This window comes from Niveispirillum sp., from assembly GCF_017996735.1.
Taxonomy (GTDB): domain Bacteria; phylum Pseudomonadota; class Alphaproteobacteria; order Azospirillales; family Azospirillaceae; genus Niveispirillum.
The window spans coordinates 63101-86103 of record NZ_JAGOGJ010000006.1 but is presented as its reverse complement, the minus strand read 5'-3'; the positions used below and the strand labels follow the sequence as shown (position 1 = coordinate 86103).

General features: G+C 64.9%; 21 protein-coding genes. 6 read left to right on the top strand and 15 right to left on the bottom strand.

Annotation, left to right across the window (positions count from 1 at the left end):
- Positions 1 to 36: 36 nt before the first annotated feature.
- From KBA48_RS04145 to aceA, 4 genes are all read right to left on the bottom strand, one after another.
- The gene (locus KBA48_RS04145; RefSeq protein WP_292903730.1) at positions 37 to 1761 is read right to left on the bottom strand and encodes a thiamine pyrophosphate-dependent enzyme; all 1725 of its coding nucleotides are present in this window, start codon (positions 1759 to 1761) and stop codon (positions 37 to 39) included.
- A gap of 60 nt (positions 1762 to 1821) precedes the next feature.
- The gene (locus KBA48_RS04140) at positions 1822 to 3531 is read right to left on the bottom strand and encodes an FAD-dependent oxidoreductase (protein ID WP_292903729.1); all 1710 of its coding nucleotides are present in this window, start codon (positions 3529 to 3531) and stop codon (positions 1822 to 1824) included.
- 272 nt (positions 3532 to 3803) lie between these two features.
- Positions 3804 to 3944: a hypothetical protein gene (locus tag KBA48_RS04135; protein WP_292903728.1), complete on the bottom strand. Its 141-nt coding sequence runs from the start codon at positions 3942 to 3944 to the stop codon at positions 3804 to 3806.
- Between the two features lie 431 nt (positions 3945 to 4375).
- The gene (aceA, locus tag KBA48_RS04130; protein ID WP_292903727.1) at positions 4376 to 5662 is read right to left on the bottom strand and encodes an isocitrate lyase; all 1287 of its coding nucleotides are present in this window, start codon (positions 5660 to 5662) and stop codon (positions 4376 to 4378) included.
- A 231-nt stretch (positions 5663 to 5893) separates the two neighbouring features.
- Between aceA and KBA48_RS04125 the strand changes: the two genes are divergently transcribed.
- The gene (locus tag KBA48_RS04125; protein WP_292903726.1) at positions 5894 to 6286 is read left to right on the top strand and encodes a hypothetical protein; all 393 of its coding nucleotides are present in this window, start codon (positions 5894 to 5896) and stop codon (positions 6284 to 6286) included.
- A 61-nt stretch (positions 6287 to 6347) separates the two neighbouring features.
- Here the strand turns inward: KBA48_RS04125 and KBA48_RS04120 are convergent, their stop codons facing one another.
- Genes KBA48_RS04120 through KBA48_RS04110 form a run of 3 tightly spaced genes read right to left on the bottom strand, consistent with a single transcriptional unit; the run spans position 6348 to position 10128 of the window.
- Positions 6348 to 7055, bottom strand: a complete 708-nt coding sequence (locus tag KBA48_RS04120) for a VOC family protein (protein ID WP_292903725.1) — start codon at positions 7053 to 7055, stop codon at positions 6348 to 6350.
- 13 nt (positions 7056 to 7068) lie between these two features.
- Positions 7069 to 7869 (bottom strand): VOC family protein, encoded by an 801-nt coding sequence (locus KBA48_RS04115; RefSeq protein ID WP_292903724.1) that lies wholly within the window; start codon positions 7867 to 7869, stop codon positions 7069 to 7071.
- Between the two features lie 15 nt (positions 7870 to 7884).
- Positions 7885 to 10128 (bottom strand): TonB-dependent receptor, encoded by a 2244-nt coding sequence (locus KBA48_RS04110; protein WP_292903723.1) that lies wholly within the window; start codon positions 10126 to 10128, stop codon positions 7885 to 7887.
- Positions 10129 to 10521: 393 nt separating this feature from the next.
- Here KBA48_RS04110 and KBA48_RS04105 point away from each other — a divergent pair, with 393 nt between their 5' ends.
- Positions 10522 to 11964: a short-chain fatty acyl-CoA regulator family protein gene (locus tag KBA48_RS04105; RefSeq protein WP_292903722.1), complete on the top strand. Its 1443-nt coding sequence runs from the start codon at positions 10522 to 10524 to the stop codon at positions 11962 to 11964.
- Between the two features lie 34 nt (positions 11965 to 11998).
- Here the strand turns inward: KBA48_RS04105 and KBA48_RS04100 are convergent, their stop codons facing one another.
- Positions 11999 to 13810, bottom strand: coding sequence for a potassium/proton antiporter (locus KBA48_RS04100; RefSeq protein WP_292903721.1), 1812 nt, complete (start codon positions 13808 to 13810; stop codon positions 11999 to 12001).
- A 253-nt stretch (positions 13811 to 14063) separates the two neighbouring features.
- Complete coding sequence (locus KBA48_RS04095; RefSeq protein WP_292903720.1) at positions 14064 to 15299, bottom strand: aspartate kinase; 1236 nt, start codon at positions 15297 to 15299, stop codon at positions 14064 to 14066.
- A 220-nt stretch (positions 15300 to 15519) separates the two neighbouring features.
- Here KBA48_RS04095 and KBA48_RS04090 point away from each other — a divergent pair, with 220 nt between their 5' ends.
- Entirely contained in the window at positions 15520 to 16464 is a 945-nt protein-coding gene (locus KBA48_RS04090) for a methylated-DNA--[protein]-cysteine S-methyltransferase (protein WP_292903719.1), read from the top strand.
- Positions 16465 to 16538: 74 nt separating this feature from the next.
- Here the strand turns inward: KBA48_RS04090 and KBA48_RS04085 are convergent, their stop codons facing one another.
- The 3 genes from KBA48_RS04085 to KBA48_RS04075 form a co-directional block, all read right to left on the bottom strand.
- The gene (locus KBA48_RS04085; RefSeq protein WP_292903718.1) at positions 16539 to 17213 is read right to left on the bottom strand and encodes a MarC family protein; all 675 of its coding nucleotides are present in this window, start codon (positions 17211 to 17213) and stop codon (positions 16539 to 16541) included.
- 141 nt (positions 17214 to 17354) lie between these two features.
- Positions 17355 to 17741 (bottom strand): VOC family protein, encoded by a 387-nt coding sequence (locus KBA48_RS04080; RefSeq protein WP_292903717.1) that lies wholly within the window; start codon positions 17739 to 17741, stop codon positions 17355 to 17357.
- Positions 17742 to 17753: 12 nt separating this feature from the next.
- Positions 17754 to 18188, bottom strand: coding sequence for a c-type cytochrome (locus KBA48_RS04075; RefSeq protein ID WP_292903716.1), 435 nt, complete (start codon positions 18186 to 18188; stop codon positions 17754 to 17756).
- Positions 18189 to 18545: 357 nt separating this feature from the next.
- Between KBA48_RS04075 and KBA48_RS04070 the strand changes: the two genes are divergently transcribed.
- On the top strand, positions 18546 to 19247 hold the full coding sequence (locus KBA48_RS04070) for a CoA transferase subunit A (protein WP_292903715.1): 702 nt from the start codon (positions 18546 to 18548) through the stop codon (positions 19245 to 19247).
- Positions 19248 to 19381: 134 nt separating this feature from the next.
- A complete protein-coding gene (locus tag KBA48_RS04065) occupies positions 19382 to 20053 on the top strand; it encodes a CoA transferase subunit B (RefSeq protein ID WP_292903714.1) in 672 nt (223 codons plus the stop codon).
- Between the two features lie 59 nt (positions 20054 to 20112).
- Here KBA48_RS04065 and KBA48_RS04060 read toward each other — a convergent pair whose 3' ends face one another.
- The 3 genes from KBA48_RS04060 to KBA48_RS04050 are packed head-to-tail and all read right to left on the bottom strand — an operon-like array spanning position 20113 to position 21854.
- Positions 20113 to 20622 (bottom strand): histidine phosphatase family protein, encoded by a 510-nt coding sequence (locus KBA48_RS04060; RefSeq protein ID WP_292903713.1) that lies wholly within the window; start codon positions 20620 to 20622, stop codon positions 20113 to 20115.
- On the bottom strand, positions 20619 to 21248 hold the full coding sequence (locus KBA48_RS04055; protein WP_292903712.1) for a CoA pyrophosphatase: 630 nt from the start codon (positions 21246 to 21248) through the stop codon (positions 20619 to 20621). Before KBA48_RS04055 ends, KBA48_RS04060 begins: the two co-directional genes overlap by 4 nt.
- Positions 21249 to 21254: 6 nt before the next feature.
- On the bottom strand, positions 21255 to 21854 hold the full coding sequence (locus KBA48_RS04050; protein ID WP_292903711.1) for a DUF1285 domain-containing protein: 600 nt from the start codon (positions 21852 to 21854) through the stop codon (positions 21255 to 21257).
- A 131-nt stretch (positions 21855 to 21985) separates the two neighbouring features.
- On the opposite strand from KBA48_RS04050, the gene KBA48_RS04045 reads away from it, so the two are divergent.
- Positions 21986 to 23002 (top strand): MoxR family ATPase, encoded by a 1017-nt coding sequence (locus KBA48_RS04045; protein WP_292903761.1) that lies wholly within the window; start codon positions 21986 to 21988, stop codon positions 23000 to 23002.
- Position 23003: the final 1 nt, after the last annotated feature.

The following is a 23003-nucleotide window of genomic DNA, read 5'->3' as shown; positions in this document are numbered from 1 at the left end:
GGGTGGGGCGGGCGTTTCGCGCCCGCCCCCGGCCGCTTACCCCACCGCCGGCGGCGACGGCGGTTCGTTGGTGGCCAGACGCAGGATTTCCTGCGGGATGTCGTCGGCCGGCAGGTTGACCTGCACCAGCCAGACGGAATCCAGATCGGCCTTCACCGTCGTCAGGGCATTCTCCAACTCCGTCAGGGTCGTCACCCGTACCCCCTTGGCGCCCAGCGCCACGGCCAGTCCGGCATAGTCCCAATAGGGAATGACGTTGAACGCGTTGAAGGGCTGGCCCTCGGTATAGGCCTTGTCATTGGTCAGGGCCTGTTCGATGCCATAGATGGTGTTGACCATGACAAAGATGATGGGGTTGCGCCGGTACAGCGCCATGGTGCTGACCGTCTGCGCCACCATCTGGAACCCGCCATCGCCGGCAAACACGACCGGCCGCGCATCCGGTGCCGCCACCGACAGGCCCAGCGCCGCGGCCGAGGCATAGCCGATGCTGCCCCAGGCCGCCTCGGAAACAAAGCCATTGGCCCGGTTCACGGGGATGTTGCAGCTTACATACATGCTGCTGCTTTCATCGGGCACCAGGGTCATGTCGGCATCGACCCAGGTCAGCATGCGCTGGAAGAACCGGGCATAGGTGATGGCATCGGGCGGGAAGGGCTTAAAATCCGGGTCGATCACGGCCGGACCTTTCACGGCCCAGGGTTCCCGCTTGCCCGTACCTTGCAGCGCGTCCGACAGGGCGCTGATGAAGGCGGCCAGCGGCACCTGGAAATAATAGGCTTCCCCCACCCGGACCGTGCCGTCATAGGCCACAACCATCTGGCTGAAATCCTTGGACACGAACCCTTCGTAATCGTCGGTCAGCAGGTCGCCCGTGACCACCACCATGTCGGCATTTTCCACGGTAGTGTAGGTGGAATAATCCGACGACGGTCCCGTATAGGTGCCGATGAAGCCCGGATGGGTTTCGGCCAGCACGCTTTTGGCCAGCAGGCTGGTGACATAGGGGATGCCCGTCTGGTCCACCAGGCCGGCGAAGGCGCTTTGCAGACCATAACGCTGAACCTCGATCCCGCCCCAGAACAGGGGGTTGGCGGCGGTCTTGATCAGCCCGGCCACATGCGCGGCGGCGGCCTTCACGGCGTCCTGATCCACGGGCAGGGCGGGGATCGTCAACGCCCCGACCGGCCGGGCGCATTCGGCATCCCAGAGCTGGCGCCAGAGCTCGATATAGACAGGGCGCTTTTGCGACAGGGCGGCGCCCAGGGCACCATCGATCATGGCGGGCGCCTGCCTGGCGTCGCTGATGATGATGGCCTCGGCCGTGATATCCTCATAGGCGTTGCGGTCGGCCTCGTAATTGCCGGTCGCATGGTGCAGCAGGATCTTGTAGGTCCGGGCAAAGGGCCGGTCGGTGTCGCTGGTCCCCGGGCTGCCGGAAATGGCCACCGTCGGCACACGTTCCACATAGGACCCGGCCACCGGGTTCAGCAATGAGAAGGCGCCGACGCCATAGGTGACGGCGGCACAGGAAATGCCGTTGATGCGGCCATAGGCATCGGCGGCATAGCCGGCCTCCAGCTCCGACCGGCAACCCAGCCGGGTCAACTGGTAGCCGTCATTGCGGTCCTTATCGTCGATATAGTCGAACCAGCGGGCGACATAATCGCCCGGCACCGTGAAGACGTCGCGCAGGCCCGCTTCATGCAGGCGCTGGATCAGATAGTCGGAAACGGTGAAAAACGGCTCAAGCGGCTTCATGGACGCCATCTCCCGTAGGATTGCAGGTGAAGGATGGGGGCGGGCGTGGGCTGGGGCGGCTTACGGCCCCAGCACCTCGGCCTGGTTGTCCTTCAGGTGCGCCAGATAGGCGGGCCAGGGCAGGTCGAACTTCTCCAGCAGCACATGCTCGGCGGTCTGCAGGCAGCCCTCGACCCAGCCCTGATTGTTGGAATAGGCCTCGCCACAGATGAAGACACGTTCGTCGGGCACCGGCTGGCGGATGGCGGGCATCAGCTTGTCGTAGCGGAAACCCGCCTTCCATTCGTGCCAGCCGCCGCCATACGGGTCGCCCGACCAGTCGTGATAGATGGCGGAATAGGGCTGATCGACATCGACCAGACCGTGGACGGCCAGGATCTGGGAATGCGCGCTGGCCACCATGGCGTCGGTGGCGATGCATTCGGCCAGCGGCACGGGCGTGCCTTCCTGACCGGACCCCGACCGCTCCCTGGCCACACTCTTCACCCCTTCAGGCAGACGGCCCAGGAAGGGCGCACCCTTTTCCAGACCCTTCCAGAAGGGGACGGTGGTGATGTCATTGTAGGAGGCCATCAGCAGGGAACGGGTATTGCCCTTCTCCCCATGCGGCTGATCCTCCTCCGTCCCGAAATAATAGATCTGACGGACCGGCAGATCGGTGATGGAGCGGCCGGCCACCAGGCCTTGTGCCTCCCACCACGGATAATCATAGGCCAGCAGCAGCTTGAACGCGTCCTGGATCAGCACCGAATCGACCATGGCCTTCACGTCGGGCTTTTTCCATTCCACCCATTCGATCAGTTCCAGCGACCGGCGCGGCAGGGCCAGGATGATGTCCCTCGCCTTCACGATGCTGGGTTCCACCCCTTCCTTGTCCCGAGTCACCTCGCGCAGGCCGCCCAGGTCGGCATAGACAAGCTGGGTTTCCGTTTCCACGACCGTCAGCAGATAAAGACCGTCCTGGTCGCGTTCGATCCGGGAGATGCGGCGGTTCATGCGGATGTCGGCGCCCTGCGCGGCCGCCTGTTCGGCCAGCGTCAGGGGCAGGCGCTGATACCCGCCGGTGATGGCCTTGAAGCCGCTGGTATTGGCATATTCGGTGGCGGGCAACTGGGCCACGGCATTGGCGTTGGCGACATTGGCGTCATAGCCGCCGGCATCCTTCATGAACTGATAGGCCTCCGACGACAGGGTCTGACTCATCAGGTTCCAGAAACCATAGGTATAGAGCGGGTGCCCGAACACCGTGGTTTCCATCAGTGCGTTCAGCGAGTTGCGCCGGTTCTTCGGTACCAGCAGATCGAAGGCGAAGACCTGCAGGTCGTTGACCGTCTTGCCGCGTTCGTTCCAGGACAGGTTGTAGGGCACCTTGTCCGGGTCGGACTGTTCCTTCATCTTCAGATGCTTGCCGCGCAGGTAGAAGATGTTGTCCTTTTCCCCGATGGGCTGTCCGTCCGGCCCCGGCTTGGGATTGCCCATCAGGAAGATGTGCGAGGGCAGGTCCAGGGCATCGATCAGGTTGCTGACCATGGGCTGGTTGGAGGCGTCGTCCCCTTCGCTGGGCGGGATATAGCGCATGCCGCCCAATTCGGCGGCGATATTGGGCATGCCCGGAATGGTCTTGGTGTAAAGCCGGCCACCGATACGGTCGCTATATTCGAAAACCGCGACCTTGGCGCCCGTGATCCCCTGTTCGCCCGTCAGGCGCCAGGCGCAATAGGTGCCGGTCACGCCACCGCCCACGATCGCAATATCCAGTATGTCGGTCATTCCCTTGCCTCCCCTGTGGCAGGCGACCGGCGGCGGTTCGCTGGGGCGCCCCCGTTCCTGCTGAATGACGGAAGACTAACGATAGGTCGTATGACCGGCAAATCATTTACTCGTTAACATTGTATATGTCATATACTTGTAAGCCTCAGATACAAGAAGAGGCGTGAGCTGGAATAAACCAGGGCGACGCAGCCGCCAAAACGACAACGCCCCGGCGACGGGGCGCCAGGGCGTTTGCCAACAGGGATGGAGGGGAGGGGAACGGGAGAGGGTCAATCCCCCGTGGGGAACCAGATCATCATCGCGCTGTCACCGGCGCGCACCGCGACCCATTCACCGGCCTCCACCAGCGACGGCGGAACCGCCGTCAGCATCTGATCCTCTTCCAGGGCAAGGGGTGTAAAACCATCCATCTGCTATTCTCCTCCGGTCGGGGTTCAGGGTGGAAGATCGGGACGTGGCGGGTCACGGAACCTTTTTAAAGGGGGCGGGACATGAAGACGCACCGCCCACCCTTGTCGCCGGGCAGACGGTGCGATCATCATCCTGGGATCGGAGACCGGGGCCCGGTTGCGGGCCGGACCCCGGAGACGATGGCGGAGAGCGCCCGCCATCATCTGGTTCTGAAAGGGCCCCGTGGCCGGTACGATCCGGTGGTGTCGGCGATCCATCGCGCCGTCCGCCGGCTTTCCGCCGCCCCCTCCCATCCAGCGCGGAGGGAGGCGGAAAGGTCCCAGCCTGGGGGGCCAAGAGCCGGGGAAAGGATGCAGCCCCTTCCCCCGGCGGACCCGCCCTTCCGTTCAGGAAGAAGGGCGGATCGAAGCTGAGGTAACTGAGATGTCGATCAATGGAACTGATCGGTCTCGGTGCTGTCCTTCATGGCCGTCGTCGAGGACGTACCGCCAGAGATGGCCACGGCCACCGCGTCGAAATAACCGGTACCCACTTCGCGCTGGTGCTTCACGGCGGTGAAGCCCTGATCGGCGGCGGCGAATTCACGCTGCTGCATCTCGGAATAGGCGGCCATGCCGCGTTCCTTGTAGCCCTTGGCCAGTTCGAAGGTCGCCAGGTTCAGGCTGTGGAAGCCCGCCAGGGTCACGAACTGATACTTGTAGCCCATGGCGCCCAGCTCGGCCTGGTACTTGGCGATGGTCGCGTCGTCCAGGTTGGCCTTCCAGTTGAAGGAGGGCGAGCAGTTATAGGCCAGCATCTTGCCCGGGAACTTCTTATGCACGGCCTCGGCGAAGCGGCGGGCATCGTCCAGGTTCGGCTTGGAGGTTTCCCACCACATCAGGTCGGAATAGGGGGCATATTCCAGGGCACGGGCGATGCAGTAATCGACGCCGACACCCTTCTTGATGCGGAAGAAGCCTTCCGGCGTGCGGTCATTGCGGTCGATGAACGGATGGTCGCGCTCATCCACGTCGCTGGTGATCAGCTGCGCCGACTCGGCGTCGGTACGGGCGACCACCAGGGTGGAGGTGCCGCAGACATCGGCGGCCAGACGGCCAGCGTTCAGGGTGCGGATGAACTGCTGGATCGGGATCAGCACCTTGCCGCCCAGATGGCCGCACTTCTTTTCAGAGGCCAGCTGGTCTTCGAAGTGAACGGCGGCGGCACCGGCCTCGATCATGCCCTTCATCAGTTCGAAGGCGTTCAGCGGGCCACCGAAGCCGGCCTCGGCGTCGGCGATGATCGGCGCGAACCAGTAGGTGTCGCCTTTGCCTTCGGCCGTCTGGATCTGGTCGGCGCGCTGGAAGGCATTGTTGATGCGCTTCACGACGGCCGGGACGGAGTTGGCGGGATACAGCGACTGGTCGGGATACATCTGACCGGCCAGATTGGCGTCAGCCGCGACCTGCCAGCCCGACAGGTAGATGGCTTCCAGGCCGGCCTTGACGTGCTGCAGGGCCTGATTGCCGGTGAAGGCGCCCAGCGTGTGGACATAGGGCCGGGTGTGCAGCAGTTCCCACAGGCGGCGCGCGCCCATTTCGGCCAGCGTGTACTCGATCTTCACCGACCCGGACAGACGGCGCACATCCTCGGCCGTGAAATCGCGCTTGATGCCGTCAAAGCGCTTGGCGTGGATGGCGGCGAGGTCGATGCTCTGGGTCTGGTCCAACGGGGACATCTCTCAACTCCTGGCCTGGTGGGGCTCTCTGGTGTCTCGTGCGGGCCGCTTCTTGTTTCTGCACCGTTTGGTGTGCAGTGCAGCGCCGTTGAGATGAACATGGACCCGAGACATAAAATGATCAATACGGTTGTTATCGTAAAATAGTATTGCTGTCACAGTCTGTAATGTCAAAAGCTGTCATGTTGTAAAGTTTGTAAATCGACGGGCGGAACAGCGGGGAATCTTGCTATGAAGACCATCACGGACAAGCTGGGTTTTAAGCCGGGCAAGCAGGCCTGGATGTTGGATTCCCCAGAAAATATGTGGAAAATCATCGACTTACCGGTCGAACGGCCTATCGGTGATATCGACCTGCTGCTGGGCTTCGCGATAGATGTCGCCGCCCTGGCAGGGCTCGCCGACCGCATGCTGCCGATTTACAAACGCGGTGGGGCCTTGTGGGTTGCACATCCCAAGAAAAGCGGCACGATCAAAAGCGATCTTTCCCGCGATGCGGGATGGGAAGGGCTGACGCGGGAGGGGCTGATCCCTGTGACCCAGATCGCGCTGGATGATGACTGGTCGGCCCTGCGCTTCCGCTACCGCGACGAAGTGCCGAAGATCACGCGCAAGCAGGGCTGATAAAAATGGCCCCACCGGTGGTGCCGGTGGGGCCAGGTGATCAAGGGATGGCTGGACACGGTCAGACCAGCCGGAACTCCATGTTGCAGATACGCTCCACCCGACCAACGGCGGAGGGATCGGTGGCCTTGAAATCCAGGGCCACCAGCCCGGCCCGACCGGCGGCAGGTACGAAACGTACCTGCTTGCCGGGGAACCGAACCCGGTCGCCTTCCACGGGCGACAGGAACAGGCGCCCCACCTGCGCGGCGATTTCCGCCGGCGGGGCGGCGTTCACGGCGACATCGGCCGCCACGATCTCCGACGCTGCTTCGCTGCGCCCATATTTGCGGCCCACCGGGTCACCCCACCAGCCATTGGGCAGCGTATAGCGATAGGTCTCCAGATGGGTTCCGAAACGTTTGGGATCGAACTGGATCATGTCCTGGCCCCGGAACAGCATGTCACGGGTCAGGCGCAGCTTCTCCGCCGCCGCGCGGTCGCGGAAGGCATCGGCATCAAAGGTCTGGAAGACGATCATGTAACCGCCTTCGCCGCCCTGTTCCTGGAACCAGCGATGCAGGCGGTGGTCCGGCTTCACCGGCTGGACCAGTTCGAACATGGTCTCGCCGATCATCATCATTTCATTGCGGAAGCCCAGAATGGCGCCCATGTCGTGGCGGTGACCCTGCGGCACCTTCAGAAACGACTGGATACGCGCCGATATGGCATCAATGTCGGGGCTGGCCAGCACAAAGTGGCGGATCAGGTGGGGTTTCTGCTCGCTCATCGTCGGCGCTCCCTTACACGAACCGGAATTTGACGCCACAGATGCGGGCCCAATCGCCGACACGCGCGGGCTCCCGCGCCTTCAGGTTCAGGGCGACCAGACCCCGCCACTGGCCCTTTGCCTCCACGAAGCTGAGGGTCCGATCCTCGAAATGCACCTTGGTGCCATCCTGTCGGGCCTGGAACAGGCGCGCCGTCTGGGCCGCGATGGCTTCCGGATTCTCCACCGCCACCTCGCCCCCCACCACATCGGAGGCGACGCGGGCGTCGCTATAGGGGCCGGTGCGGGGATTGCCCCACCAATCCTCCTCCGGCGTGTATTTGTAGAGTTCGAAATGCGTGCCGAAATGTTTGTAGTCGAATTGCAGCATATGCTGGCCCTTGAACATCATGTCGCGGGTCAGCTTCAGGTTTTCGGCCGCCGCCCGCGCCTTCAGGGCATCGGCATCGAAGGTCTGCATGACCACCATGAAGCCGCCATCGCCGCCGCGCTCCTCGAACCAGCGGTTCAGCAGGTGGTCAGGCTTGATAGGTTGCACCACCTCGATCATGGTCGTGCCGACCCGCATCATGGTGCTGTAGAAGCCATATTGTTCGGTGACCCCGGGCCCCTCCTTCTTCGGCGTTGCGGGCAGGCCCAGCACTTCATAAATCTGGTCGCAGACAAAATTCATGTCATGGGTGGCCAGCACATAGTGCCGTATCCGGATGGGCCGTTCGCCGGCGATTGCGGCCGGTGCCAAGGCGGACAGGCCGGCGGCGGTGGCGGTGCCCAGCATGGTGCGGCGTGTCATGATCGTGCCTTTCGCGTTCATCGTCCGTCCCCTTTCTCAGAACCGGGCCCGCAGTTCGGCGCCCCAGGTCCGTGACGGACCGAAGAAGGCCGAATAGGAACCGGTGAAGCCCGGCGAATCGTAGATGCGCAGGGCATAACTTTTGTCGAAGGCATTCTCGACAAACGCGGACAGTTCATATTGCCCTTCCGCAAAACTGACACCGGCCCGGAAATTGGTCACACCGAAGGCGGGCTGGCGGGTTGCCGGGTTCAGGTCACCGCCATAGGTCACGGCGTCTCGCCAGTTATATTCGGCCCGGACATAGGCGCCGGCATCGGCTGTCAGGTCGAAATCCTGCTGGCCACGGACGCTGAACTGCCAGCGCGGATTATTGCTGAGATCCTGGCCCGACAGGTCCTGCCCGCCGACGGGGCAGGTGCGTAGCGCCGTCTGGACGGATGTGCAGGGCGCGCCCTTGTAGTCGACAAACACGGCATCGACATAGGCCCCACCGCCCGACAGGGTCGCGCCTTGCCAGGGCTTGACGGCGAAATCCGCCTCGAACCCCTTGCTGCGCAGCTTGCCGGCATTGCGGAGGATCTGTGACGAGGTGACATTATCGAACGAGGACGCCTGATAATCGCTGAAATCGCTGTAGAACAGGGTGATATTCAACTGCACCCGGTTATCCAGCCAGGTGGTGCGCGCGCCCAGTTCGTAGGACACCACCGTTTCGGGGTCCAGGACGGCCCGATCCGGGTTCAGGAAAAACACGTTGCCGGTATTATTGTCGATGGCCCGGCCCTTGTAGCCGCGCGACACCGACAGGTAATAGCTCTGTCGCGTCTCCGGGGTGAAGCGGATGCCGGCGCGGCCGACCCAGTTTGTATCATCGGTCTTGATGGCGCCCTGGAACGTGCCGGGCGTGAAGGCGAAGTAGTTACCGCTGCGGTAGGAGCGGACGCTCAGATCCTCGTAAAGCCCCCGGATGCCGGCAAAGGCCTGCCACTGTTCGGCCAGATCATAGGTGCCGTCGGCGAACAGGGCGTAATTGTGGGTCGTGGTCTTGCCGATGCCGGTGGTGGAGGTCTGGCCCAGGATGGTGCCCCGGCCGCCCGCCGTGATCGTGTTGCCCTTCAGCACATGCTGGTAATAATAGGCGCCCAGAACCCAGCGGAAGGCGCCCTCATCGGGTGACAGCAACTGCAATTCTTCGCTGAACAGGTTCAGGTCACGCTGCTGGCGCGGATCATTGCCGACATTCACATCAACGCCATCGACATCGATCGTGTCCAACTCATCCCAGGTGCGATAGCCGGTGATGGAGCGCAGGGTGACGCCGCTGTCGAATTCGTGGCTGACCGTGGCGGTCAGTTGCATCGTCTCCGTTTCTTCCCGCAAGGGACCGTCGGCGATGGACAGGCGGTTATCCGGGCCGGGCACGACACCGTTGGCCGCCTGACGGGGCAGCAGGTAAAGCCGTGTCAGCGTGCCGTAGGCGCGCGGGTCCAGCCCGTAGAAGCTGGTGCGGCAGCAGGCATTGTCCTGCTCCTCATATTGCGCGATCAGTTGGATGCTGGTCGCCTCCACCTCGTAATCGGTGCGCAGCCGCAGACCCCAGCGCTCGCGCTTGTTCTCGTCCGTTTTCCGCACGGGGTTGTAGACCTGCCCCTTGCCCTGATCCAGGCGATAGCCGGACAGCCGGGCCTTCACCCCGTCGGCGACGGGACCGCTGACCGCGCCTTCGATGCGGGTTGCCTCCAGCGTGTCGCCGTAGCGCAGGTTCATGTAACCGGAAAATTCATCGGTCGGTGTACGGCTGACGATATTGACCGCACCGGCGGAGGCGTTCTTGCCGAACAGCGTGCCTTGCGGGCCACGCAGCACTTCAATCCGTTCCACATCGAAAAAATCCACCAGGGCGGAACCGCCGGGGCCCGACACAATACCGTCGACGATGGTGGAAACGCTGGGCTCCGTCGCCGACCCGAAGGCGGCACTGCCGACGCCACGGATACGCAGGCCGGCCCCGGACGAAGACTGGGCCGGTGAGAAGGAGAGCGACGGCGCGATGGCGTAGAGATCTTCAACCTTGTTGACGCCGACCCGCTCCAGCTCCTCCCCGCCGACAACGCTGATGGAGATGGGCACTTCCGCCAGCCCCTGCTTGCGCTTCTGTGCTGTGACGATGATCTCTTCCAGCGTGTCGATACCGGTGGAGTTCTGTGCCAGTGCCGGGGTCCCCTGCATCAGCATGCAGACAGCCAGCGCGCTCCCGCCCAAAAGCCGGGTATGCATCGTTCCCTCCCTGTATTTGTTATTTGTGAGTATGATTATACAAGTTAATGATTGGAATGCAAGTGACGTTGTCGGTAAAATTTTCTGTCTATAAACCGCAGAAAATATAGGAAACAACGAGTACCGGAACGTGCGTTCCCAAAATTGCATAATGGTACCAACAAGGAGACTGTGCGGGACCCTGATCCCGATGGAGAGCGGGGAATTGCCTGGCGGCAGGCGTCTGGTGGTCGGCTTGCGCCGGCCTGGAGCGATTGCTATGGTGCATAGCAACTTAAGTGCTTGAAATTCGTGAGAGTCCGCGCCATGCCAGGGCAGCTTGCATCGCGGTCGCGCGGCACCATCAGGCCCGATGGCAGGCCCAGACCCTGAGCGCGCAAGGAAGGCTGATCCATGTCGGAAAAGAAGGCCATGCTGGGCCACAAGGTCCGCCGCCTGCGCCGTGACCTGAAGATGACCCAGGCACAGATGGCGGAGGAGATCGGCGTCTCCCCCAGCTACCTGAACCTGATCGAGGCCAACCAGCGCCCGCTGACCGTCCCGCTGCTGCTGAAGATCGCGTCGGTCTATGGCATCGACATGGCCAGTTTCGCCGAGGATGACGAGACGAGGCTGGTGGCGTCCTTGCGTGAGGTGTTTGCCGATCCGCTGTTCGAGGCGGGCGACATCAAGGCCCAGGACATGAAGGAGGTGGCCGCCGCCGCCCCCAATCTGGGCCATGCCATCGTCTCCATGTACCGTGCCTATCGTGAGGCGCGGGAGGATCTGGGGGGGTTGGCCGAAAAGGTGGCCGACCGCGACAAATTGCAGGTCATGGGCGCCCATGCCTTCCCGCAGGAGGAGGTGTCGGAGTTTTTCCAGGCCGAACAGAACCATTTCCCCGATCTGGAGATCGCGGCGGAGACGCTGTGGATCGATGGCGATCTGGACAGTGGCAATCTTTACGGGACTCTGGCGGCGCATCTTCTGAAAAAGCACGGGGTGCGGGTGCGGCTGATGCCGACCGATGTCATGGGCGGCGCCATCTGCCGCTATGACCGGCATTCCAAGCGGGTGCTGATCTCCGAAATGCTGGACCCGGCGGGCCGCACCTTCCAACTGGCCAGCCAGGCGGCCCTGCTGGGTCAGGCGGCGCTGCTGGATGCCGCCGTGACGCGCGGGTCCTTCAGCCATGAGGAATCGCGCCGGCTGGCGCGGGTGGGGCTGGCCAATTATTTCGCCTCTTGCATCATGATGCCCTATGGCCGGTTCCTGACGGCGGCGAAGGAGGTGCGCTACGATATCGAAATCCTGTCGCGCCGCTTCGTGGCCAGTTACGAACAGGTCTGCCACCGGCTGACGGCGCTGCAACGGCCGGGGGCGAAGGGTGTGCCCTTCTTCTTTGCCCGTGTCGATCCGGCCGGCAACATGTCGAAACGGTTCAGCGCCGCCCCCGGTTTCCATTTCGCCCGCTTTGGCGGGGCCTGCCCGCGCTGGCATGTGCATGACGCCTTCCGCCGTCCGGGCGAGATCCAGACACAATTGGCCCGCATGCCCGATGGCACCACCTTCTTCTCCATCGTGCGGACCGTGGCAAAGCCGGGGGGCGGCTGGAAACAGCCGGCGCGGCAGTTCGCGGTGGCCATCGGCTGCGATCTGGCCCATGCGGGACAATTGGTCTATGCCGACGGCCTGGACCTGGCGAATGTGGAGGCGGCTACGCCCATCGGCGTGAATTGCCGCATCTGCCCGCGCCTGGACTGTACCCAGCGTGCCTTCCCGCCCCTGTCGCACCGGTTGGCCGTGGACGAACATATAAGGGGCGTGTCCAGCTATGTCAGCGTCGGCGCGGTTTAAGGTCTTTCCGCCACCGATGACGTCGCCGTGATGATCAATCGCTGCCCGCGGCCTGCCGGCGCAGGGGGAGGGACAGGCGGCGGCGGATGCGGGCGCCATAGGCCCGCAACTGGTCGCGAAATCCGGCCCAGCCCGTGGCGGGCGGGGTCAGGTCGATACCCACCACCTCCACCGCGCTGCCGTTCAGGCTGACCACGATCAGTTCCATCTCCCCCACCCGCACCCGGTCGCCCAGCGAGGGGTCGTGGCCCAGGCGGCGGCGGATCAGGCCGGACAGGGTCTGGGTCGGGTCGTCGCCCGCGTCAAACCCGTAGAGGCCGCCCACGGCCATGGCGGGCATGTCGCCCTGGATCTGGAAGTCGCCGGCGGGCCGGTCCTCGTCAAAGGCTTCGATCTTGCGACCGAACAGCCGGTCCATGACGGCCAGCGCCGATCCGTCGCCCATGGCCAACACGGTATCGCCGGGCTGCAGACGGTTGGCATCCTCCGGCCGCACCGGCCGGCCATTCTGGATCAGGGCCAGAAGCTGCACCGACTCGGGGATGATCAGCTTGCCGCGCCCCCGCCGCGCAGCCTCGCTGTCGCGGGCGACGGTGAACACGGCCAGTTGCCCCGACCCATCCGGCAGGTCGACATCGGCGCGGCTTGGCGGCTCCGGCTGTGGCGGGGCCAGCAGGCCCAGCAGCCGCGCCGACGGCCCCACGGTCCAGCCCTGGATCAGCAGCGACAGCAGCACGACGACGAAGGCCACGGCGAAATAGGCCTGGGCATTGGGCACGCCGGCCAGCACCGGCATGGCGGCCAGCACGATGGGCACGGCCCCGCGCAGCCCCACCCAGGAGATATAGGTCAGTTCGGTCAGGGTGAAGCGGAAGGGCAGCAGGCAGGCGAAGACGGCCAGCGGACGCGCCACCAGCATCAGGCCCAGCGCCACCAGCGTGCCGGACAGCAGATAGGGACCCAGGGTCGAGGGCGTGACCAGCAGACCCAGCATCACGAACAGCCCGATCTGCGCCAACCAGGCCAGCCCGTCATGGAAGCGGCGGATCAGGCGGTCGGCCTTGTGCGGGCGGTTGCCCAGGATCAGACCGGCCAGATAGACGGCCATGAATCCCGATGCCCCCGCCGCCTGCGCCCCGCCGAAGACGAACAGGGAGAAGGACAGGGCCAGGATCGGGTACAGCCCGTCGGCCAGATCCAGCCGGTTGACCAGCCAGACCAGTGAATAGCCGGCGGCGACGCCGAACACCACGCCGCCCAGCAGTTGCTGTAGCAGTTCCAGCAGCAGATGCAGCGGTTCGACGCTGCCGGCTGTGGTCAGGGTGGTGACGGCCAGCAGGGTCAGCAACACGGCCATCGGGTCGTTCAGGCCCGATTCCACCTCCAGCGTGGCGGAGATGCGGCCGCGCAGCGCCAGACCACGCAGGTTCAACAGGAAAAATACGGCCGCCGCGTCGGTCGATGCGATGATCGATCCGACCAGGAACCCTTCCATCCAGCCGACATCCATCACCAGGCAGACCATTGCCCCCGTGACCACGGCGGTGATCAGCACACCTGCCGTCGCCAGGCTGAGCGCCGGCCAGCGGGCCAGACGGAACGTATCGGCATGGGTGCGCAACCCGCCATCGAACAGGATGACAGCCAGCGCCGTGGAGCCCATCAGATAGGCCAGCTTGAAGTCGCTGAAATGGATGCGGCCGGGCCCGTCCTCCCCCGCCAGCATGCCCAGGCCCAGAAAGACCAGCAGCAGCGGGGCGCCCAGGCGTGAGGAGATGCGGCCGGCCAGAATGGCCAGCAACAGCAGCAGCCCCGCCAGGAAGATCATCTCATTGATGGCTTCCACATCCGCCCCTTTTCCGCGTCGGCATCGCCCACCTGCCCACTATAGGTCCTGCCGCGATGGCCCATGGCCATTTCGCAACGATAGTGACCTGTAAGGCACAGTTCGGGAAACTAGGCGAAAGGATAGGCCCGTCTGTACGGGCCTATGGCGGATGGCGGAGGGGCCGGTTTCAGGCCGCATCGGCGCTGCCGTCAACGGGCAGCCGCAATACCCCCACCCGTGCCCGTAACGGACGGGTGGGGGAAGCAGAAAATCACGCCTTGTCCAGGCCGTAGGCCGTGTGCAGGGAGCGGAGCGCCAGCTCGGTATATTCCTCGGCGATCAGGACGGAGACCTTGATCTCACTGGTGCTGATGACCTGGATATTGATGCCGCGATCGGCCAGGGCCTTGAACATGCGCTGAGCGACACCGGCATGGGAACGCATGCCGACACCGATCACCGACACCTTCACGACATTGGCGTCGGAGACGAGGCGGCGATAGTTCAGCGTGTCCTTGGACTTTTCCAGCACCTGGACCGCGCGGTCCAGATCGGCCTTGCCCACGGTGAAGGTCATGTCGGTGGTGCGGCCATCTTCGGACACGTTCTGCACGATCATGTCGACATTGATGGCGGCATCCGTCAGAGGCCCGAAGATACGGGCGGCCACGCCCGGCTGGTCTTCCACGCCAATCAGGGTGATCTTCGCCTCGTCCCGGCTATAGGCGATGCCGCTGACCAGTTCCTGTTCCACGATCTCATCCTCGTCCACGACCAGGGTGCCGGGCAGATCCGAGCCAGCCGCCTGTTCAAAAGTTGACAAAACCTGCACCCGCACATGGTGCTTCATGGCCATCTCGACCGACCGCGTCTGCAGGACCTTGGCGCCCAGCGACGCCATTTCCAGCATTTCCTCATACGTGACGCGGTGCAGCTTGCGCGCCGACTTCACGATGCGGGGGTCGGTCGTATAGACGCCGTCGACATCCGTATAAATGTCGCAGCGGTCGGCTTTCAAGGCCGCAGCCAGCGCCACCGCCGAGGTGTCGGAACCGCCACGACCCAGGGTCGCGATGCGGCCCTTCTCGGTCACGCCCTGGAAGCCGGCGACGACGCCGACCACGCCCTGGGACATGTTTTCCGACAGCTTGGTGGTGTCGATCCGCTCGATCCGCGACTTGCCATGCGTCTCGTCCGCGATCAGCGGGATCTGCCAGCCCTGCCAGGAGCGGGCGGGAATGCCGATTTCCTGCAGCGCGATGGCCAGCAGACCGGACGTCACCTGCTCGCCCGAGGCGACGACGGCGTCATATTCGGCCTGATCATGGACCTTCGCGATTTGGCGGCAGTAATCGACCAACTGGTTGGTCACGCCCGACATGGCGGAGACGACGACGGCCACCTCATGCCCGGCATCGACCTCCTGTTTCACCTTTTTAGCGACATTCTTGATCCGCTCGATATCGCCGACCGAGGTGCCACCGAATTTCAGGACAAGCCGCGCCATAACGCCATTCCATCAAGGGTCAGGGTAATTTTCGCAAAGGCTCCGGTGCCGGAGCGGGCTATCCATAACCCGCTCGTCCAGCCTTCGCAAGGCAGCCGCCCCCCCTTCCTTCGCACAACACCCATGAAGACGGCGCGTCCGGCGGGTCACAGCAACAATCGGGTGGGGCGGGGCATGGGGCTGCGCCATCCTCTGGTCAGATCAGAGGAAAGGACCCATCATGCTGACCGCGACCCGGCCCCCCTTCACCCCGTTGCGCGCCCTGACCGTCATGAATGACCAGACCGGCCCCCTGCCCGACGACCCCCGCGATCCCGTGCTGGCCGATGGCGGGGCGCGGCTGGTGGCGGGGGCGCTTCACCGGCTGGCGCGCGACTGGCAGGAACCGCCCGCGCTGGAGCAACTGGCAGCAGAGGCGGGGCTGACCCAGTGGCATTTCCAGCGCCTGTTCAAGCGCTGGGCCGGGATCAGCCCGAAACGCTTCGCGCAGTTCGCCACGCTGGGGCATGCGCGTGCCCTGTTGCGCGGGGAGGGCGGCAACGACCTGCTGGGCGCCAGCCTGGATCTGGGCCTGTCCGGCCCGTCGCGGCTGCATGACCTTTTCGTGGTGGCCGAAGGCGTGACGCCCGGCGAATACAAGGCCGCCGGCAAGGGCATGGTCATCCGCTGGGCCGTGCATCAGACCGCATTGGGCGCCGCCTTGCTGGCCGCCACCGACCGGGGCGTGTGCTGGTTCGGTTTCATCGGGGCCGATGGTGATCCGGCGGGGCAGATGCAGGAATTGCAGCGCGACTGGCCGCAGGCGACATTCGTGGAAGACCCCGAACCCACGCGGTCGGCCGCATCCTCCCTGGACCCGGCGGCCCAGGGGCAGGGGCCGGTGACGCTGCATCTGAAGGGCACGAACTTCCAGATGCGGGTCTGGCGCGCCCTGCTGGACATTCCCTATGGCGGGGTCACCACCTATGCCGGCATCGCCGACCGCATCGGCCAGCCCGGTGCGGCCCGCGCCGTGGGCAATGCCGTGGGCGCCAACAAGCTCGCCTGGCTGATCCCCTGCCACCGCGTCATCCGGGGCACGGGCGTGCTGGACAATTACCGCTGGGGCCCGGTGCAGAAACGCACCCTGCTGGCCTGGGAAGGCGCGCGGCTGGCGGGGGAGTGAGGGGTTATCAAACCGACGGCCAGCAAGCCTGACTGTCGGTACGGCGGCGACCGCCGGCGATTGAGGGTGGGCATTTAATGCCCCAGAATGCCGCTTTCGATGACGCCGTCGATGATGAACTGACAGGCCAGCGCCGTCAGCAGGATGCCCAGCACACGGTTGATCACATTGATGCCGGTGACGCCCAGCAACTTCGACACCTCGCCCGCGAAGACCAGCACGAACAGGGTGGCCAGCAGCACGCCCGACAGAACCGCCAGGACGGTGGCCTGCATCAGCAGGTCGCCATCGGCGCGGCCCATCAGCAGCACGACGGAGGTCATGGCGCCCGGTCCCGCGATCAGGGGTATGGCCAGCGGGAAGACGGAGATGTCGGCCTTGTGCGTCGCCTCCTCCTTCTCCTCCGCCGTGGCGGTGCGCAGGCCGCTTTCGCGGGCAAACACCATGTCGATGGCGACCAGCAGCAACAGGATGCCGCCGGCGATGCGGAAGGCCCCGACCCCGATGCCCAGCGAGGTCAGCAGCAATTCACCGATGAAGGCGAAGCCGAACAGCAGGCCGGTGCCGATCACCACGCCCTTCACGGCGGTGCGGCGGCGATGGCGCGCATCCATGCCGGCCGTCAGCCCTGCGAACATGGGGCCAAGGCCGATGGGATCGATGGTCACGAAAAAGGCGATAAAAGTGGAAAGGACCAGGTCGGTCATCACGGCCACCGGGCGGGAACAGGGGATGTCGGGAATGGACATCCTCTACCCCAACCGACGGTTACAGTAAAATGCCGGGCCGGCAAGGCTGCCATGGCGGGCGCATTCGCGCTGCCTCAGGCGCCGGTCGGGCGCGTCCTTGGCCTACGCCTTACCGACGGTCATGAATTCTGACTGTCGGTTTTAAACCGTAATCTCGATCAGGTTGCCATCCGGGTCCTTCACCACTGCCTCGTAATAGCCGTCGCCGGTCCAGCGCGGGCCGCTGTCCAGCAGGTCCAGGGCCGACAGTCGGGCGGCCAGGTCGTTGACGGCCGCCTGGGAGCCCAGCGACAGGGCGATATGTGCCCAGCCACAGCGTTCCCAGCCCTGTTCGCCTTCACCCGACAGCCAGGGCGCGCTCATCAATTCGATGACGGCCCCTTCCTTCAGGCGCACAAAGCGGGAGGTGAAGCCGGGGCGGCGGCGGCTTTCATAAAGATCACCGACCTCCGCCCCGAAATGCGTCACCCAGAAGCGTGCGGCTTCGTCCAGATCGGTGGTCCACAGGGCGACATGGGCGATGCGCACCTTTTCTCTCCGTCACGTGCCCGGCATTGTCAGGGCGAAATAGGGCAGGGTCGGCTTCTCGCCCGGGCCGAACGGGCCGGGGACACCGGCCGACACAGGCGTCAGCGAACGCAGATAGGCGACGATGGCGGCGGCATCCGCGTCATTCATCTGGCTATAACCCATATATGGCATCACGGGGGCAAGCTGCCGCCCGTCGGGGCGCACACCGGTGCGCAGGGCCGTGACGATTTCGGTGTCGGTCCAGCCGCCCAGGCCCGTCTGCCGGTCGGGTGTCAGGTTGGACCCGACAAAGACGCCCAGGCCCGGTACCTGCCAGCCGACATCACTGCCGCCCAGCCGGCGCGTCATGTCGGGTTTGCCCGCCATCGCGCCCGCCGTATGGCAGTCACCACAGCCCAGGATGCCGACCAGATAGGCGCCGCGTGCCACCTTGTCCTGGGCCATGGCCACCCCCGTCGCGCACAGCAGGACGCAGGATATCAGTGCAGGACGCGCGGCCCGCCGGATGATAGAAGACATGCGCATGATTTTTTCGGAAACCTTCGATGACGGGGCCTGCCCCCAGGCCCGTTAACCAACCCATCGCCACCGATCATGCCGCAGCCCGCGCCCGGCCGCCACAGGCGTAACAATAGCAACATGGCGTGCGCCGCCGCCGCCACCTGTCATCAGGTGGATATAATCAATATGAAAATTGAATCATGTTTCATATTGTGTGGGGTGGCGCATTGACTCCCATGCTGCACCGCCGTACACCTCTGGGGAAAAGCCCACATAATGGAGGAGGCCGCGGGCACGCTCATGAGCAAGAAAGTCTATACCGACGCCGTATCGGCCCTGGCAGGGCTGCTGCGCGATGACATGACCGTGATGGCCGGCGGGTTCGGTCTTTGCGGCATTCCCGAAAATCTGATCGCTGCGATCAAGCTGTCGGGCGTGAAGGGCCTGACGGTCATCTCCAACAATGCGGGCGTGGATGGCTTCGGCCTGGGCCAGCTTCTGGAGACCAAGCAGATCAAGAAGATGATCAGCTCCTATGTGGGTGAGAACAAGCTGTTCGCGCAGCAGTTCCTGTCCGGTGAGCTGGAGCTTGAATTCAACCCGCAGGGCACCCTGGCCGAGCGTATCCGCGCCGGCGGCGCCGGCATCCCGGCCTTCTTCACGAAGACGGGCGTGGGCACGCTGGTGGCCGAGGGCAAGGAACTGCGCGAGTTCGACGGCGAAACCTATGTCATGGAGCGGGGCCTGCGCGCCGATCTGGCCATCGTGAAGGCCTGGAAGGGCGACACGGAAGGCAACCTGATCTATCGGAAGACGGCGCGCAACTTCAACCCGATGATGGCCATGGCCGGCAGGGTCACCGTCGCGGAGGTGGAGCAACTGGTGAATGTCGGCACGATCGACCCCGATCATGTCCACACGCCGGGCATTTTCGTGCAGCGCATCATCATGGGCGAGCATGAAAAGCGCATCGAACAGCGCACTACCCGTAAGCGCGATTAACCCGCCGCTCGCTCCCGCGAGCGGCGGGTAGGCCGCCGACCGGCGGCCCGGCACCCGGTGGTGCCGTAAGCCAAGCCGCCGGATGGCGGCGCCCGGCGCTTGAGGGGGCACGAAACATTTGGGAGACCAACAATATGGCTTGGACCCGTGAGGAAATGGCCGCCCGCGCCGCCAAGGAGTTGCGCGACGGCTTCTATGTGAACCTGGGCATCGGCATCCCGACCCTGGTGGCAAACTTCATCCCCGAGGGGATGCATGTCACCTTGCAGTCGGAAAATGGCATGCTGGGCATGGGCCCCTTCCCGTTCGAGGGGGAAGAGGATGCCGACCTGATCAATGCCGGCAAGCAGACCATCACCGAACTGCCCTATAGCAGCTATTTCAGCAGCGCCGACAGCTTCGCCATGATCCGTGGCGGGCATATCGACCTGTCGGTGCTGGGTGCCATGCAGGTGGCCGCCAATGGCGATCTGGCCAACTGGATGATCCCCGGCAAGATGGTCAAGGGCATGGGCGGGGCCATGGACCTTGTCGCCGGCGTCAAGAAGGTCGTGGTGGTGATGGAACATTGCGCCGTCGACAAGAAGACGGGCGCCATCGAACCCAAGCTGCTGAACGCCTGCTCCCTGCCGCTGACCGGCACCCGCGTCGTCGATCTGGTGGTCACCGACCTGGGCGTGTTCCAGGTGGATAAGCATGGCAGCGCCCCGCTGACCCTGATCGAACTGGCCCCCGGCGTCACGCTGGAGGAGATCAAGTCGAAGACGGAAGCGGCGTTCGACGTGGCCGAGGCCGTGGTCGCCTGACGCGGTCGGTCATTCCGGCGGAAAGGGGGACATTCCCCCTTCCGCCGGAAGCCGTCGCGTCAATCACACGCACTTTCCTCCCCATACCATTCCTCCCGCAGCGTCTTTTCCGCCGCGTCCCAACGGAACAGATGGTCATAGGCGCAGTCGGGCAGGTCGGGCACCAGGGGGCCACCCAATTCGCGGATGATGGCGGGGACCGTGTTGCCATGGCCCACGACCAGGGCCACCTGACCAGCCTTCAATGTCCGCAGCCTGTCGGCCACCAGCCGCACATGGGCCGCGATATCGCCGGGCGGGATGGGCACCACCTCCGCCGCAACACCCGCCTGTGCCGCCACCGGGGCGGCCGTTTCCTGGGCGCGTCGGGCCGGGCTGGTCAGGACCATCACCGGCGGGGTGGATTTCAGCAGATCGGCCAGGGCCTGGGCGCGGGCCTGTCCGTCCGCTGTCAGGCCGGGATCGGGCTCGCTGCCCTTCTCGGCATGGCGGACCAGGATGATTTCCTGCGCCACGGCCGGCAGGGCCGTCAGCAGCAGCAAGGCGGTCAGCGCTGCGCGCAATGTCATCCCAGGTCCCCCAGCACGTCGCACAGATTGACCAGCATGCCGGCCGTGGCGCCCCAGATATAGCGGTCGCCATACGGGAAAGCCCAGAAATGGCGCAGCGCGCCATTATAGTCCCGCGCCTCCCGCACCCGGCTGGCGGGGTTCAGGATGAAGGACAGCGGCACCTCGAAAACGGCATCCACCTCGTAAGGATCGGGGGTCAGGATGAAGGGCGGGCGCACCCGCGCCACCACGGGCACCACCCGGAACCCGGTGCGGGTGATATAGGTGTCCAGCCGGCCCAGCACGTCGATCTGCGACCGTGACAGGCCGATTTCCTCCTCCGTCTCACGCAGGGCGGTGGCGATGGCGTCGGTATCGTGCGGTTCCACCCCGCCGCCGGGAAAGCTGACCTGTCCGGCATGGGCGGCCAGATGCGCCGTGCGCTGGGTCAGCAACAGGGTCGGCCCCTCCACCCGGTCGATCAGGGGGACCAGCACGGCTGCATCGCGCAGGACAGGCGCCATCTCCAGCCCCGGATTGCCGTCCAGGTCGCCGCGCCGCCCCACCGGCGGTTCCATCCGCCCGAACAGGTCCCGGATGCCCTGCATCAGGGGGCTGGCCGCCATCACCTCAGTGTCAGACACCGTCACTCAATCCCCATCCACCCGGCCCAGGGGGAAGAACACCCCCCGGCTCCAGACGCCGATCTCCCCGGCATCCCCCGGTTCCGCCCGTTCGACAAGATCATAAAAGATCGCACGGTTTATCCGCGCTTCCAATGGTGTCTCGGCGGGCCCTTTGACGCGGATATAGGGGCGTGGCTCGCCCGTGGCGGGATCGGTGACCACACGGATCGGGTGATCCGGTCCGGCCGTCACCTCGGCCTCCAGATTGGTGGTGAAGCTCAGGGCCTGGTCGCGCCCTTCCCCCGTCACCGACAGGCCGACGGCCACGAAGGGCGCGTCCTCCACATGGATGCGGCCGCGTTCCGCCGGGGTGATCAGCCAGTAATCGCCGCCCTCATCCCGGCGCAGCACCGTGGAAAACAGCTTCACCATCGGCAGCCGGCCGATGGGGCTGCCGTGATAGGTCCAGGTGCCATCGGTGCGGATGGTGATCGGATAGGCCTCGTCCTCGGCACTGGGCGCGCGGGGGCCGCTGCCGGCCAGGGCCTTCAATGCGGCATCGGCGCCGGTGGCCCCATCGGCCTGCGGCGCATTGGTATGCCCATTCTGCTTGCTTTCCATCATCGTGGCAGGAACCATCCAGCTCTGTCGGTCGCGGTCGGGATGCCGCATTGATAACATAGTCGTCGTGCTTAGCTTCTGGTACCCAGGGCGTGTCACCGTTGAGCGGATGACACCCAGTTGAAGGGAAGATGATGGTGCTGAATTCATCGGATGCCGTTCGTGGCGGCGACCCGCAGGCCCTGCTGCGCGAGGTGGAGGCGCTGGGGACCAAGCTGACCGCCGCGCGTCAGGCCATCGGCCGCGTCATCTTTGGCCAGCAGGAGGTGATCGACCTGTCGCTGGTCACCCTGCTGGCGGGCGGGCATCTGCTGCTGATCGGGGTGCCCGGTCTGGCCAAGACGCGGCTGGTGGAAACGCTGGGCACCGTCATGGGCCTGGATGACCGCCGGGTCCAGTGTACGCCCGACCTGATGCCTGCCGATATCCTGGGGTCGGAGGTGCTGGAGGAGCGTGAGGATGGCCGCCGCGCCTTCCGCTTCATCCCTGGCCCCGTCTTCGCCCAGCTTCTGATGGCGGACGAGATCAACCGCGCCAGCCCCCGCACCCAGTCGGCGCTTTTACAGGCCATGCAGGAAGGCCGGGTGTCGGTGGCCGGCCATTACCACCCGCTGCCCCGGCCCTTCCATGTGCTGGCCACCCAGAACCCGCTGGAACAGGAAGGCACCTATCCGCTGCCCGAGGCGCAGCTGGACCGGTTCCTGCTGCAGGTGGATGTGGATTATCCCGACCGCGACAGCGAACGCCGCATGATGATCGCCACCACCGGGGCCGATGCCGGGACCGTGACGGCGGTGCTGACGCCGCAGGACCTGATGGCGGCCCAGGCCCTGGTCCGCCGCGTGCCGGTGGGCGACCTTGTCGTCGATGGTATTCTGGACCTTGTACGCAACGCGCGGCCGGACAGCAGCCCGCTGGACATTGTGCGCCGTCACGTCGCCTGGGGTCCCGGCCCCCGCGCGTCCCAGGCTTTGATGCTGGCCGCCCGCGCCCGGGCCTTGCTGGATGGCCGCCTGACCCCGTCGCTGGATGATGTCGTGGCTCTGGCCAAGCCCGTGCTGCGCCACCGCATGGCCCTGAATTTTGCGGCGCGGGCCGATGGCATTACGCTGGACGTTCTGATCGACCAGCTTTGCGCCCCGCTGGCCTGAT